A 13,687-nucleotide genomic window follows, 5' to 3' on the forward strand; every position below is an offset into this window, starting at 1 on the left:
CCGTTCATTATTAGGGGCATACGGTCGTTCAAATGTTCATTTTTTTTTGAATAAAATCTTCACTTATTTCAATTTCACAAATAAGGAACGCCGGCCGACGGAGGGCTTTTAATTCGGTCAAACGTAAATTTAACAGCTTCGGCATCAAACGGGGTGCCGTCATGAAACTTCACATCATCCCGCAGCTTGAATGTGTAAGTCTTCTTATCTTCCGTTACCTCCCATGATGTAGCTAGCCAAGGCTTAAAGGTATGATCCGGTAATTCCACGATCAGGCTGTCGAAAGCAAATTATAGCTTCCTTGGCGATGACGGCGCTTGCTGTCCTCGTTCTAGCAGCTTGCGGCGTAAAGACGGACGCTCCTGTTAATGGCACGGCTAGCGGTCAAGCGGCGAATGCCAAACCGGAAGAAAAGAAAATTGACCTCTCGCAGGTTACGCGTCTTGGGAGATCAAGCCGGAGGGTTCCGTGCGGGAGTGGAAGCGGCCAAGGTATTGGAAGGCACGCCGTACAAAATCAAGTGGGCGAATTTTCAAGGAGCCGCCCCTTTATTTGAAGCGGTAAGATCAGGTGAAGTGGATACGGCTCCCGCTGGGGATACGCCTGTTCTGTCAGCTGCCGGATCCGACGTTCCGATTAAGATCGTGGCGACGACGACGAGCCCTAGCAAGAGTATTACGATTCTTGTTCCTAAAGACTCCCCGATTAAATCGATTGCAGAGCTTAAAGGGAAAACCGTAGTCGTCTCTTCCGCAAAGGGCAGCGTTGCCCAATATTTGCTCATCGGCGCTCTGAAGGAAGCGGGGCTTACCGTCGATGACGTAAAAATTAGTTTTGTGTTACCAACGGATGCGTTAGCCGCTCTTACCTCCGGAAAGATCGAGGTATGGGCGACCTTCGATCCATACAACGCCAACGCCCAAGGGCAAGGGGCACGTGTACTTAGGGATGGTACGGATATCAATACGGGCATCGGATTCTTAACTGCATCCGATATAGCGCTTGCGGATCCGGGCAAAAGGGCCGCGATTCAAGACGTTCTACAACGATTCGCCAAAGCCTGGGATTGGGGCAATCAGAACCAGGACGCGTATGCCAAGGTATATCAGGATCAAACCCGGCTAGGAGAACATACAGCCAAGGCCGTTGTCGGACGAGGGGAGCAAAGCTTGCGTCCGGTGAGCGATGACGATATCAAGAAGGTCCAGCAGGTCAGCGACATATTCTCCGAGCTGCAGGTACTTCCCTCCAAGGTTGATGTAGGCAAATTCGTGGATAAAACGCTGGCTGTGACGCGGGAATGTAGAGCAGGCGCCAGCACCCTGAAAATTATATTGAAATAATTGTATGGGTGAGCTAATATAAAGGTGGAAAAAGGTTTAACCAATCATTTGAGCGTCGAGGAGGGAAAACAAAGCTATAAAAAAATCATGCATGAAGATCAGGCATAATCTACATAATCCTAAGGGAGCTGAAATCATTGACTGCATCTGTTCGTTGGGGAATCTTGAGTACGGCACAAATCGCTCAAGATGAACTGCTGCCTGCTTTTATGGATGCTTCGAATGCAGAAGTCGTTGCCATCGCCAGTTCCAATACTAAAGTGAAAGACATTGCTTTGAAGTTCGGCATTCCTAAGGTCTATGAAACCTATGAGGACTTATTGAGAGACCCGGAAGTCGATGCGGTTTACATTCCGCTGCCGAACGCGCTTCATTCGCAATGGGTAAAGAGAGCTGCGGAAAACGGGAAGCATGTACTTTGCGAGAAGCCAGCGGCTTTAACCGCGAGTGAAGCTGAAGAAATGATAGAAGTTTGCAAAAAGAGCGATGTTCTTTTTATGGAAGCCTTTATGTATCAATTTCATCCGCAGCATCAAAGAGTACGGGAGATTATTGCTTCCGGCGAAATCGGCGAGCCGAAAATTATGAGGGTAAGTCTTTCGTTTTATCTCGATGACCGGGCTGGAAATATTCGCGTAAATCCGGCAATGGGCGGCGGCAGTATGTATGATTTGGGCGGATACTGCGTGCATTCCATCAGAAATGCCCTGGGCGCTGAACCTGTTCGAATTTTTGCTTCGGGACGGAAGGATTCCGGGGGCCGAGTGGATATGTCCGTCATCGGGATTATGGAGCTCGATAATGGAATGACCGCCTTATTCGATGTCTCGATGGATCGTACGCGGGAAGATCATTATGAAATCGTTGGAACGAAAGGCAGCGTTAAAGCGACAAGGGCCTTTGTTCCGCAAATGGTGAATGGCGAAGCCCTCATCGTGACCCAAACAAAGGATGGAATTTTCCAGGAAGAAAAGTTGATCGGACATCAGTATGTGCTTCAAGTCGAACACTTCTCTCAATGTGTGCTGGAAGGGCGAACGCCCACCTATACGCCGGAAAATACGATTCAAAACATGAAAGTGATGGAAGCGTGTCTTGAATCCATGAATAGAGAAACGTTCTTGCTCATATAAATCATCATTGTAATCGCATTCCTTCATGCTTTATCATGAACGATGGTTAAACGTTTATCCATAAACCAGGAATATAACTAGTGGAAATGAGTGAGAATGGGAATGATGAAACAGGTGCGATTTGCCGTATTGGGACTGGGGCGTTTAGGCTACATTCACGCAAAAAAGCTTGCATTAAACAATGATGTTCAGTTGGCACATGTGGCGGATACGCTCGAAGGCAGAGCCGAACAAGTCGCCGGCGAACTGCATGTAGCCAAATGGTCGGCAGATCCGTCCGAGGTTTTTAATGATCCGAGCATAGATGCTGTTATTATTGCTACTCCTACAGGGACCCATGCCGAAATGATCAAGAGCGCCGCAAAAAGCGGAAAACATATTTTTGTCGAAAAACCTGTAACCCGAACTTTGGAAGAGGCCGATGAAGTGATTAGTATCGTACAAGAGCATCGGGTGCATTGTATGGTTGGTTTTATGAGAAGATTTGACCCGGCCTTTGTCGATGCGAAAAAAAGAATACAATCAGGAGAAATAGGCAAGCCGCTTTTATTTAAAGGAATTACAAGGGATAACCCTATCGGAAAATATCCCATTTCCCCGCCAGTTGAGTTCATAAAGCATAGCGGCGGCATTTTTGTGGATTTGGCTATTCACGATTACGATATGGCAAGGTTTCTTATGGGTTCCGAAGTAACATCGGTCTCTGCAAGAGGCGGCATTTACCTGCATCCATTTATTGAAGAATACCAAGATGCGGATCAGGCGAATACCTATCTACAATTTGCTTCCGGCGCTGCGGGTGATATTGAATCCAGCCGGAATTCTCCATATGGTTTTGATTTGCGCTGCGAAATTATCGGGACGGAAGGCGCGATTCAGATCGGTGCCTTTAGAAACCATGATCTAACCCTATTAACTTCAAAAGGGAATCAGGACATGATACCCATATTCCCTGATCGGTTGTTGGATTTCTATTCGCTCGAGATGGCGCATTTTATTGCGTGTATAAAGAACAACGAGCGGCCTTCCTGTACGGAGATAGACGGTAAAGCGGCCTTAGAAATTGCCATTGCCGCTATGGAGTCCTATCGAACAGGCAGAGAAGTCAAGTTGAACCGTTAAGCGGCGGCAATATGAATTCCTTATGAATGTGTTTTCGTGCGATAATGTGGGAATTGGCGGCAACTTTTATTTTTTTGTATAATATCGGCAAGGCCACATTTCGGGCATAGCATCGCCAGATCAATTCGGGTTTAGGAAGGAGGGAATATGTGATGAAACCAACCATTGTGGATATTGCCAGGGAAGCCGGCGTTTCGATTGCTACCGTATCCAAAGCGATACATAATACCGGGCGGATGAGCGAAGAAACCCGAAAAAAAATTTTAACCATCATGCAGGATATGAATTATCGACCAAACATGATGGCATCGGCACTAAAAGGAAAGTCGACTTACACGGTTGGTCTTTTGATCCCCGATCTTTCTAACCCATTCTCAAGTGAAATTGCCCGCAGTGTGGAAGACCGCGGCAAAGAACTTGGATATAGCGTGGTTATGTGCAATACCGATTATGATCCGGAAAAGGAAGCTTGGTACATTTCCGTATTGAACCAGAAGCGGGTAGATGGCATTATTTCTGCATCCGGCTTCCAAAACGAAGACATGATAAGAGATTTAGTTGAACAACATATTCCTATCGCGCTTATTACCAGAGACAGCAAGACAATTGCTGTAGATACGGTTACGGTTGACGATTTTATGGGCGGTTATCAAGCGACCTCCTATTTAATCGGTTTAGGACATAGAAGAATAGGCACGATCGTATTGGATTTAGACAATGGACGCGAGCGGTTACGAGGATATAAGCATGCATTAGAGGAAGCAGGACTGCCGTGTGATGAAAAACTCATTCTGAGCGGCTTTACAAAAGAAGACGGAAAGGAAGCGGCAGCTAAACTGATGGAATACTCCGAACCGCCGACGGCCATCGTAGCCGGCAACGATTTACTGGCGATTGGAGTCATGCTTAGCGCCAAAGAACGGGGTATCATCATTCCTGATCAGTTATCGGTCATAGGTTACGATAACACGATTTTAGCTGAAATTACGACTCCGTCATTAACAACGATGAACCAGCCTGTCGGTGAAATGGGCCGACAAGTGATGGATTTATTGTATCAGGAAATTACTGGGAAAAAGAAGATTAAAAAACGAATTGTTATGGCTCCGGAATTGGTCATTCGGGAATCGGTGAAACCGCCATTAAGTTAGCAATGCCAAGAAGCTATCAGGACGGAAGCGATGCTCCAGCCTGATAGCGAGTGTAGGCTATGAACGCGATGCTCGTGGTTAAACGTTTATCCATCCACACTAAAATGAAATCGCTTTCGAATATGACGGGATGATAAGCAGACAATTTCACGAAAGCGCTGTCATTTTAATGTTTTGCAGCGAAAATATCGGTTGACTAAAATGAATTGAGGAGGGTTTATCCATGAAAATGAAAAGAAGCATGGTATTGTTGTTGAGCTGCTTGTTGTTTGTGACACTGATCTTCTCCGGTTGCTCCGGTGGAACGGCCGGGCCAAGTTCCCAAAACCAACCGGCGGGCAATGCTTCCTCTGACAAGGGAAAGAAAATTGTCGTTGGTGTATCCATACCTGACTTTAGCGCTATGTTTTTTACATACTTGCTTGCAGGCGCGAAGAAATATGCAGAGTCTCAGACTGATGTGAATGTCATCTATAATGATGCGCAAAATGACGCTAATAAACAGGTTAGCCAGGTTGAAACCTTCATTGCACAGAAGGTGAATGCGATTGTAATCATCCCGGTCGATACGGTTTCTGCACCGACTATAGTAGAAAAGGCAAATCAGGCGAATATTCCGATTATTATTGTGAACCGGACTTTTGATGGCATTGACAAAGCAACTGCTTATGTCGGCGGCAGTTCTATCCAATCAGGGACGATTGAAATGGAGCAAGTAGCCAAATTACTCAATGGAAAAGGCAATATTGCCATTATGGACGGAACGATGGGGGCAGAGGCGCAAATCAAACGGACGGAAGGAAATATGCAAGTCATCACCAAGTACCCGGACATGAAAGTAGTGTTACAAGGTTCGGGAGACTTTGATCGTGCCAAAGGCATGTCCTTGATGGAAAACTGGTTGAACTCCGGCAAACCTATTGACGCTGTTGTAGCTAACAATGATGAGATGGCGATCGGTGCGATCAATGCGATCAAGGCGGCAGGAAAAATGAAGGACATTTTGGTTGCAGGAATTGATGCTACACCGGACGCTTTAGAATTTATTAAGTCCGGCGAACTTAAAGTAACCGTATTCCAAGATGCGTATGGTCAAGGCGCAGGCGGGTTGGAAGCGGCTATTAAGGCGGCCAAAGGTGAACATGTTGAACATGACAATTTTATTCCCTATCAACTTGTAACGAAAGAAAACGTAGAAGAGTATGTGAAGAAATGGAAATAATCATTTTGTAGCGCTAAGGTCAGAGCAAAAGGACACTTCGCGAAGAAGTGTCCTTTTGCAGCTGACATCTTGGAAATAAAGAAAGTCAACAAATACATGGGATGGAAAGGGGAAATCTTATGAGACTATGTCTTGTAACGGATTCATTGGGGAATATGTCTTTGGAAGAAATGCTCCAAACAGCCGCATCATTAGGTTATGAGTCTTTAGATTTTGGATGCGGCAATTGGTCGGGAGCACCGCATGTCAACTTGGATGATTTGCTCGAGAGCGTACGGAAACGCGACGCTTTTGTTAATGCCATCACAAACGCAGGGCTCGAAATAGCAGCGTTGAATTGCTCCGGCAATCAATTGGCTCCCAATGAAGAAGGAAGATTGCATCAGGCAGTAGTGGAAAAAACCTTCAGACTCGCGGAGCTTCTCGGAGTAAAAAAGATTGTGATGATGTCCGGACTTCCCGGCGGAGGGCCCGAAGATAAAATCCCTAACTGGATCACAACAAACTGGCCGCCGTTGAATACACAAGTTCTGAACTGGCAATGGGATGAAATTGCGATCCCTTATTGGGAGAAAACTGTGAAGCAAGCGAAAGAACACGGCATAGAAAGGATCGCTCTGGAGAATCACGGATGCCAATTGGTTTATAATGCGGAGACCCTATATTATATAAATTAAGGAACCGTGTAGGGGAAATGGTCGGAATGAATCTTGACCCGAGCCACTTGTTTTGGATGGGAGGAGATCCCATTCTGGCTGCAAGGTATTTAGGAGAAGCCATTTATCATGTTCATGCCAAAGACGTACGTTTTGAAAGAGGAATCATTGGCAGGGATGGGGCACTTGATACCAAAACCGTCGAATGTTTTGCTGAGCGTTCATGGAATTTCGCAGCATTGGGATACGGCCATGATGCGAATTGGTGGAGCGAGTTCTTCACGGTACTCAGAATGATTGGTTATAGCGGATCCGTAAGCCTTGAAAATGAAGATCAAACTATGGATCAACTGACTGCGGTAAAAAAATCTACCAAAATACTGAAAGAAACGTTGCCCAAAATTTTCGAATAAGCAGAGAAGAAGCCAGGAGGAGAAGATCATGTCTGTCACTGTGAAACGAAGGAACTATAGTAACCGGACCAGAGAGTAGATTGGCAAAGGAAAAAGGGCTTGTTGGTGCGGAGTGGTACACCTGTCCGATACCTCGGAAGCGAATGAAAGAACTCATGAAGCGCAAGAATGGACCGGCAATTCGAGATACCATCATCTGGTTCGCTGCACTCCTAATCACAGGTGTTATAGCGTACCGCGCATGGGGGACATGGTGGGCGGTTCCGGCATTCGCAGTTTACGGCGTTCTCTGGGGTACATGCGGTGATTCCCGACAGCACGAATCCGGACACGGAACACCATTTAAGACGCCTTGGATGAATGAAGCCCTTTATCAAATTACATCCTTTATGATTCTCCGGCCTGCTACGGTTTGGCGATGGAGTCACACTCGTCACCATACCGATACCATCATTGTAGGAAGTGACCCTGAAATTGTCACCGAACGGCCTCCCGTATGGAAAATTATTTTGATTGAATTTTTCCGGATGTTTGTTGTCGTAAAAGATTATAAAAGGACTATAATACATTTCTTTGGTAAGATGAACGAAGAGGAAGAAAAATATATTCCTTCCTCAGAGCACAAAAAAGTGTACTGGGAAGCGCGTGTTTTTATACTCGCCTGTTTGGCTGTGATCCTTTCGTGCGTTTACATGCGAAGCATACTGCCGGCCATGTTTATCGGCTTGCCGGTTTTTTACGGCTCTTGGCTTGGTTGGTTATTTGTTCTTACGCAACACTTGGGTCTTAATGAAGATGTTCTTGATCATCGTTTGAACTGTCGTACCTTCTATACCAACCCAATTATTCGTTTCCTTTATTGGAACATGAACTATCACATCGAGCATCATATGTTTCCAATGGTACCGTATCATGCACTGCCAGCCCTACATAAAGAGATGAAGTCTGACTGTCCAGCGGCAGCCCCAAGTCTATGGGCGGCTCTAAAAGAAGTTATTTCGGTGCTTATAAGGCAACGAAAGGATCCCGCGTATAATGTTGTCCGTCCATTGCCGGCCACAGCGTGGCCGTATCGATATGGTCCCCACCCGTTTGGAACGGTGGTTTCAGACGTGACAGATGTACAGGAACTAAAGGCTACGCGGTGAAAATAGATTCGGGCAGATCATGTATGATGATCTGCTCTTTATGATTATTACAACTTTTCTTAAAGACAAATGCGGAACTGCTAAAGTAATTTAAAAGTTGACGAATGAGAAAATGTTTATTATAGGTGTTTACATACCTATATGGGTATATGTGGGATAAGAGGGGCTAACTTCAAATCTAATACATGTCTCCGTACAAAAACTTGGTTTAAGTCGGGATTTTTTTTACTCTTTTATATACCCCTATGGGTATTTGGAAGGGAAAAGCCCTATGGGATATGACATGGTTTATTACCAGCTTCGTCATCGGCTTCTTGAGCTCATTCATGGATTTCAATTTTATTTTAATTGTGAATACCGGAGGGAAATAAGATGAAGGATGTGCAATTGTGTGGAATGAGCTCGGCAGAATTGGCTAATAAAGTTTTGAACCATGAACGCATTCTTATTTTAGATGTTCGTAATGAAAGCGACTTTAATGTTTGGAAAATAGAAGGTAAACAAGTTCAAGTAATCAATATGCCTTACTTTGAACTGCTTGAGGGTGTTGATGCCGTTCTTGATGAAATTCCGGATGATCAAGAAGTTCTGGTTGTTTGTGCGAAGGAAGGTTCCTCAATATTTGTACCGGAGCAATTGCTTGAACAAGGTAAACAAAACATCGCTTATCTCCTTGGCGGTATGAAGTCTTGGAGTGAACATCTGGAACCGGTCAAAGTTGGGGATCTGCAAAATGGAGGAGAAATCTATCAATTTGTACGAATCGGCAAAGGATGACTGTCTTACATGGTCATATCCAATGGTGAAGCTGCTGTGATTGATGCCGTTCGGATGACTGAAGTTTTTGCAAGCTTTGCAAAAGAAAATGGGCATCAATATGTAGGCTTAAAAGAGGAAAATGGCGTATTCCGTCACTTCATTCGAAAAGCAGAACCTTCCGAAACCAAAGCGGAGAAGCAATATCCGCATACGGTGACGAATGACGAGATCCAAGCTACAGTAACCTCCGGAGATAACGTTCAGATCCTCGACGTGCGGGAGCCGGCAGAATATGCTTTTGGTCGGATCCCCGGCGCCATATCAGTTCCTATGGGAGAGCTTGAGGAGAAGATAAGCCAGCTTGATCCAAGCGGTGAGTATTATGTGGTTTGCCGTACCGGACACCGGAGTGATATAGCATGCCAAAGGTTAACCGAAAAAGGATTCAAAAGTGTTAGAAATGTAACCCCTGGTATGTCGCAATGGGCTTATGAAGTCGAAAAAGACGAAGATCAATATGGATAAAAATTCAATTATATACCGCATGGGGGTTGGATGGAGGAGGATCGAAAGTGACAATATTCTTAATATTGTGAAATATATAGATGCCGATGCATTTTCTGAGTTTATAGGGGATCAACCAAGGCCTATTAAGATTCTTGATGCTCATCTAATGGATGGTATGCCTGGTTATCATTTGTCTAAGGAGAAGCAACCGGAATATGGTAGTCTTCGTTCATTAAAACAAAATGGGGATGGAATTCATGGGAGAACAAAAAGAAAAAACAACGATTGTTCTTTTTAGCGGGGTATTGCATAAAGCTATCGCGGCATTCATTATTGCAAATGGAGCCGCCGCGTATGACCACGAAGTAACGATTTTCTGTACCTTTTGGGGGCTGAATGCACTTCGAAAGGATGAAGACGTTTTGGTGAAAAAGGGATTTCTGGAGAACATGTTCGCTAAAATGATGCCGCGCGGCGCAGACAAACTTGGTACCATGACCATGGACTTGCTCGGCTTGCAGAAGAAGGAAGAGCTTTTAGAAGGTGTTGAATATGCGGGTTAGCAGCTTATTTAGGTGATGCTGCCGATGCGAAAGTGAATTTGTTTATTTAGTAGTGAATTTTCCTTCCTTCCTGGTTGTTTTCGTTACCCATATCGGCAATAATATACCTATACCGGTATCAATCGAAAGGAAGGATTTAATATGAAATACGATGATGATGTAAAGAAAAGATTAAAACGTATAGAAGGTCAAATTCGCGGTGTCTTGAAAATGATGGAGGAGGATCAAGACTGCAAGGATGTCGTGAGCCAAATCTCCGCCGTTAGAAGCGCTGCGGATAAAGCGATTGCTTACATTGTAGCGGTGAATTTGGAGCAATGTATTATGGAGGAAAAGGAAGCCGGAAGAGATACAAGCAAAATGGTTAAACAAGCGGTGGAGTTGTTAGTGAAAAGCCATTAGAGAATACCTTCCCGGGCATCCCTTCCGAAAAATTAACCTTCAGTCAGCGTAGTGCTCAACTTCCATATTTTTTCAACATTTTGAGCATCAGTCGCATAGCTGGGATAACTCCCTGATCCGAATATGTTCTTCAATTGTGCGATGCCTGTTTCGTTTGGTGATGGCTGAACAATCTCTCTCTTATGGTTAATAAGCTGGCCGGTAACATTCTTAAATTCATCCGAGGTGCAAATGTGAAAATAGCTATCGGCCATGCCTGACGGTAAAGGATTAGTCAGATTTTGGGCCCAAGCAAGTACTTTCCAAAAGGAACGCATTTTTTTAATCGTCTCTTTTGATAGTTTTACCCGGTTAATTTGAAGGGCATTGACTTTGATCCCCTGGCTTTTAAATTCTTCTGCCATTTTGAAGGTTAGCATCAATAGCGCCATTTTCGAATCACCGTACATTTTATAAACGCTATAAGGCCGCGTGTTGCGGAATTCGCCGCGCAGATTATCGAAGTCGATTTTCCTTTTCGGGTCGAAGAAATGTTTGATGTTTGTGGTGCAAGCATGAAGGATTCTCGGGTCTTGCGATTTTTCGAGATGATCTGCCAATAAACGAGTCATCAAAAAAGGACCGAATGTGTTCGTAGCAAAAGTCAATTCGATATGCTCGGGGCTAAGTTTATACTCTTTTTCACCATGGCTTAAGTAGGCGGCGTTATGGATCAGAATGTCCAAGCGCGGGTGTTTGGCTTTAAAAGCTGAGCAAAATGTACGAATAGAATCGAAAGAAGAAACATCAAGCTCCATCAGATCTACGTGAGTATGGTTTGAAACTTCAGTGATTTCTTTTTGTGCGGCTCTACTCATCTCCATTTTGCGGCAAGCCATGATAACACGATATCCTTCTGTCGCAAACTTTAGTGCTGCCGCTTTACCTATTCCCGAATTTGCTCCTGTAATTATAACGATTTTGTCTTTCATGTCGATCCTCCTGTTTTTTCACCCTAATTTTGTCCTTCCAAATTCCCTGCCTTACGCATTTGAGCAGCGTCAATGATATCCATGGCCGTGCTATTTAATAGGTAAATCATCTTTTCCTCATCAGAATCGTCCGGCAGCAATCCATTGGCCACCATGACGGAAAGACCTGTCTGGAAAATTTTCATTTTTAATAAAAGGGTCATCAGTTCCCCGTCCGTGAGGCCTTCGAGATGGGGGTCTTGTTTCATCAGCTCCACAAGCATGCCCATTTCATGATCATGATCGTTTATGTACTCATTTTTCTTCATGACCAGGTCTCGAAACAGGACACTATACTCCTTGGCGAACCGCAGACTGGCGACTCCTATATCATGAAACGGATGCCCTGTATGTTGTTCCATCAACAGCTGTTTGCTAATAGCAAAGGTCTTTTTGATAACCTCTTGGATCAGTTCGTCTACCTCTTTAAAATTGACATAGATGGGAGCGATGGAACTCCCCAGCTTCTCAGCCACCTTCCTGATCGTAATGCGATCAATGCCTTCTGTTCTTGCGATTTCAAAAGCTGCATCGATGATTTGGTCCTTCTTGAACTTTGATTTTGGTGCCATCTCGTACTCCTTGAGTCCATGTGTGTCTTGTGATACATATCATATGATCTATATTTATGATTATACAACATTTTCAGTTTTGTGGTTAGATTACGCTGCCAATCCAAATCATTTGCGCGATCAAATTTGTTCTCGTCCCGATTTGCGGATCCTACGAAAACAATTAGAGGTTGTCCCTTTTGCAGGTGTTTGCCCCGGATCTCAACATCCTCTTTCACGACCCGTTGCAAGATCGGAGATGGTATAGAACTCGCCAGCCATTTTATGATTTTCCTGCTGGTGTACGGCCAGAAGTGATCATAGGCGGCGGTCGACCGTCCATTTTTTGCTTTCCGTCGCGTTTGCTATACAATAATAAGAAATACATAGAACCTTGGAGGGATGACAATGTCTGAATTTCAACAATTATTAAGCAAGTATGCCGAGCTAGTCGTCAAGATCGGTGTCAATATTCAGAAAGGACAGACGCTGGTCGTAAACGGTACGATTGATTCTGCCGAACTGGTTCGCTTGATTGTAAAAAAAGCTTACGAATCAGGCGCTTATTTGGTCAAAGTGAATTGGACCGACGATACGGTATCCCGTTTGCGGTATGATATGGCGGCAGATGAATCGTTCCTGGAGGAGCCGAAATGGTATGCCGGGGAAATGCTGGAGCTTGTCGAGAAGGGCGCGGCGGTTATCAGTATCGTATCGTCGGATCCGGATCTGCTAAAAGGCGTGGCCCAGGAGCGGATCGTCAACTATCAGAAAACATACGGTAAAGCGATGGCTAAGTACCGGCAGTATGTGCAGTCCGACAAGTTCAGCTGGTGCGTCATTGCGGCTCCTTCGAAAAGTTGGGCTGCGAAGGTATTCCCCGGGCTGCCGGAGGAAGAACAGGTTAGCAAGCTGTGGGAGGCGATTTTCCGGACGGTGCGGGTTGATCAGCCTGATCCGGTCAAAGCGTGGGAGGAGCATATCAGCAACTTGAACCGGAAATCGGACTATCTCAATGGCAAGAAGTATAAAAAGCTGCATTATCTCGCTCCCGGCACAGACCTGACCATTGAGCTCCCCGAGGGCCATATTTGGGTAGCTGCCGACAGCATCGACGAGCGGGGGAATGCTTTTGTCGCGAACATGCCTACCGAGGAAGTGTTCACCGCGCCGTTAGCCGGCGGGGTCAACGGTACAGTATCCAGCACGAAGCCCTTAAGCTACGGAGGCCATCTGATTGATGAATTCACGCTTACATTTGAGAACGGGCGTATTGTCAATGTAACCGCCGCGCAGGGTGAAGAAACACTGAAAGGCTTGGTCGAGATGGATGAAGGCTCGCATTACTTGGGCGAAGTTGCGCTGGTTCCCCACCGGTCTCCGATTTCAGAGTCCAACATCCTTTATTACAACACACTTTTCGACGAAAATGCTTCTAATCATTTGGCTATCGGAAGCGCCTACGCTTTCTGCTTGAAGGACGGAAAAAAGATGTCACAGGATGAGCTGAAGGAAAAGGGGCTCAATACGAGTATTACCCATGTCGATTTTATGATCGGTTCGGGGGGAATGGATATTTTCGGTGTGACGGCCGACGGTACAGAGGAGCCCGTATTTAAACAGGGCAATTGGGCATTTTGATAAGACGTGCATGAAGAAAGGCTAAATACGGCTCAGCATTGAGGAAGAGTCAGCTGGTCCCGGAGA

13 protein-coding genes and 4 pseudogenes are annotated in these 13,687 nt (G+C 45.2%); 13 read left to right on the forward strand and 4 right to left on the reverse strand.

The genetic code is table 11. The features are described from left to right. Positions 1-101: 101 nt before the first annotated feature. A pseudogene (locus ACZ439_RS21335) lies at positions 102-284 on the reverse strand (ABC transporter substrate-binding protein); the annotation flags it as partial. 159 nt (positions 285-443) lie between these two features. Between ACZ439_RS21335 and ACZ439_RS21340 the strand changes: the two are divergent. From ACZ439_RS21340 to ACZ439_RS21395, 12 genes and pseudogenes are all read left to right on the forward strand, one after another. After that, positions 444-1,343, forward strand: a complete 900-nt coding sequence (locus ACZ439_RS21340; protein WP_054798990.1) for an ABC transporter substrate-binding protein — start codon at positions 444-446, stop codon at positions 1,341-1,343. 137 nt (positions 1,344-1,480) lie between these two features. Further along, on the forward strand, positions 1,481-2,476 hold the full coding sequence (locus tag ACZ439_RS21345; RefSeq protein WP_464620175.1) for a Gfo/Idh/MocA family protein: 996 nt from the start codon (positions 1,481-1,483) through the stop codon (positions 2,474-2,476). A gap of 102 nt (positions 2,477-2,578) precedes the next feature. Next, positions 2,579-3,598, forward strand: coding sequence for a Gfo/Idh/MocA family oxidoreductase (locus tag ACZ439_RS21350; protein WP_464621155.1), 1,020 nt, complete (start codon positions 2,579-2,581; stop codon positions 3,596-3,598). A gap of 152 nt (positions 3,599-3,750) precedes the next feature. After that, positions 3,751-4,749 (forward strand): LacI family DNA-binding transcriptional regulator, encoded by a 999-nt coding sequence (locus ACZ439_RS21355; protein ID WP_464620176.1) that lies wholly within the window; start codon positions 3,751-3,753, stop codon positions 4,747-4,749. A 223-nt stretch (positions 4,750-4,972) separates the two neighbouring features. Beyond that, entirely contained in the window at positions 4,973-5,971 is a 999-nt protein-coding gene (locus ACZ439_RS21360; protein ID WP_054795615.1) for a sugar ABC transporter substrate-binding protein, read from the forward strand. Positions 5,972-6,090: 119 nt separating this feature from the next. Beyond that, positions 6,091-7,040 (forward strand): annotated as a pseudogene (locus ACZ439_RS21365) (sugar phosphate isomerase/epimerase family protein). A gap of 80 nt (positions 7,041-7,120) precedes the next feature. Then, positions 7,121-8,188, forward strand: a complete 1,068-nt coding sequence (locus ACZ439_RS21370) for a fatty acid desaturase family protein (protein WP_464620177.1) — start codon at positions 7,121-7,123, stop codon at positions 8,186-8,188. Positions 8,189-8,584: 396 nt separating this feature from the next. Then, positions 8,585-9,052, forward strand: a pseudogene (locus ACZ439_RS21375) (rhodanese-like domain-containing protein); the annotation flags it as partial. A gap of 168 nt (positions 9,053-9,220) precedes the next feature. Beyond that, on the forward strand, positions 9,221-9,472 hold the full coding sequence (locus ACZ439_RS21380) for a rhodanese-like domain-containing protein (protein ID WP_464621156.1): 252 nt from the start codon (positions 9,221-9,223) through the stop codon (positions 9,470-9,472). Continuing rightward, positions 9,465-9,752 carry a hypothetical protein gene (locus ACZ439_RS21385; protein ID WP_464620178.1) on the forward strand — a complete coding sequence of 96 codons (288 nt, stop codon included), beginning with the start codon at positions 9,465-9,467 and terminating at the stop codon, positions 9,750-9,752. The genes ACZ439_RS21380 and ACZ439_RS21385 overlap by 8 nt, the downstream gene beginning before the upstream one ends. Then, positions 9,712-10,067 (forward strand): annotated as a pseudogene (locus tag ACZ439_RS21390) (DsrE/DsrF/DrsH-like family protein). The gene ACZ439_RS21385 and the pseudogene ACZ439_RS21390 overlap by 41 nt, the downstream one beginning before the upstream one ends. A gap of 91 nt (positions 10,068-10,158) precedes the next feature. After that, on the forward strand, positions 10,159-10,419 hold the full coding sequence (locus tag ACZ439_RS21395; RefSeq protein ID WP_054795618.1) for a metal-sensitive transcriptional regulator: 261 nt from the start codon (positions 10,159-10,161) through the stop codon (positions 10,417-10,419). Positions 10,420-10,451: 32 nt separating this feature from the next. Here the strand turns inward: ACZ439_RS21395 and ACZ439_RS21400 are convergent, their stop codons facing one another. Genes ACZ439_RS21400 through ACZ439_RS21410 form a run of 3 tightly spaced genes read right to left on the reverse strand, consistent with a single transcriptional unit; the run spans position 10,452 to position 12,219 of the window. Continuing rightward, complete coding sequence (locus ACZ439_RS21400) at positions 10,452-11,390, reverse strand: SDR family NAD(P)-dependent oxidoreductase (RefSeq protein ID WP_464620179.1); 939 nt, start codon at positions 11,388-11,390, stop codon at positions 10,452-10,454. Between the two features lie 23 nt (positions 11,391-11,413). Next, on the reverse strand, positions 11,414-11,965 hold the full coding sequence (locus ACZ439_RS21405) for a TetR/AcrR family transcriptional regulator (protein WP_464621157.1): 552 nt from the start codon (positions 11,963-11,965) through the stop codon (positions 11,414-11,416). After that, positions 11,848-12,219 carry a hypothetical protein gene (locus ACZ439_RS21410; RefSeq protein WP_464620180.1) on the reverse strand — a complete coding sequence of 124 codons (372 nt, stop codon included), beginning with the start codon at positions 12,217-12,219 and terminating at the stop codon, positions 11,848-11,850. Before ACZ439_RS21410 ends, ACZ439_RS21405 begins: the two co-directional genes overlap by 118 nt. 169 nt (positions 12,220-12,388) lie before the next feature. On the opposite strand from ACZ439_RS21410, the gene ACZ439_RS21415 reads away from it, so the two are divergent. After that, positions 12,389-13,621: an aminopeptidase gene (locus ACZ439_RS21415; protein ID WP_464620181.1), complete on the forward strand. Its 1,233-nt coding sequence runs from the start codon at positions 12,389-12,391 to the stop codon at positions 13,619-13,621. The last annotated feature ends 66 nt before the right edge of the window (positions 13,622-13,687 follow it).

It is taken from the genome of Paenibacillus sp. JCM 9796 (genome assembly GCF_055379675.1).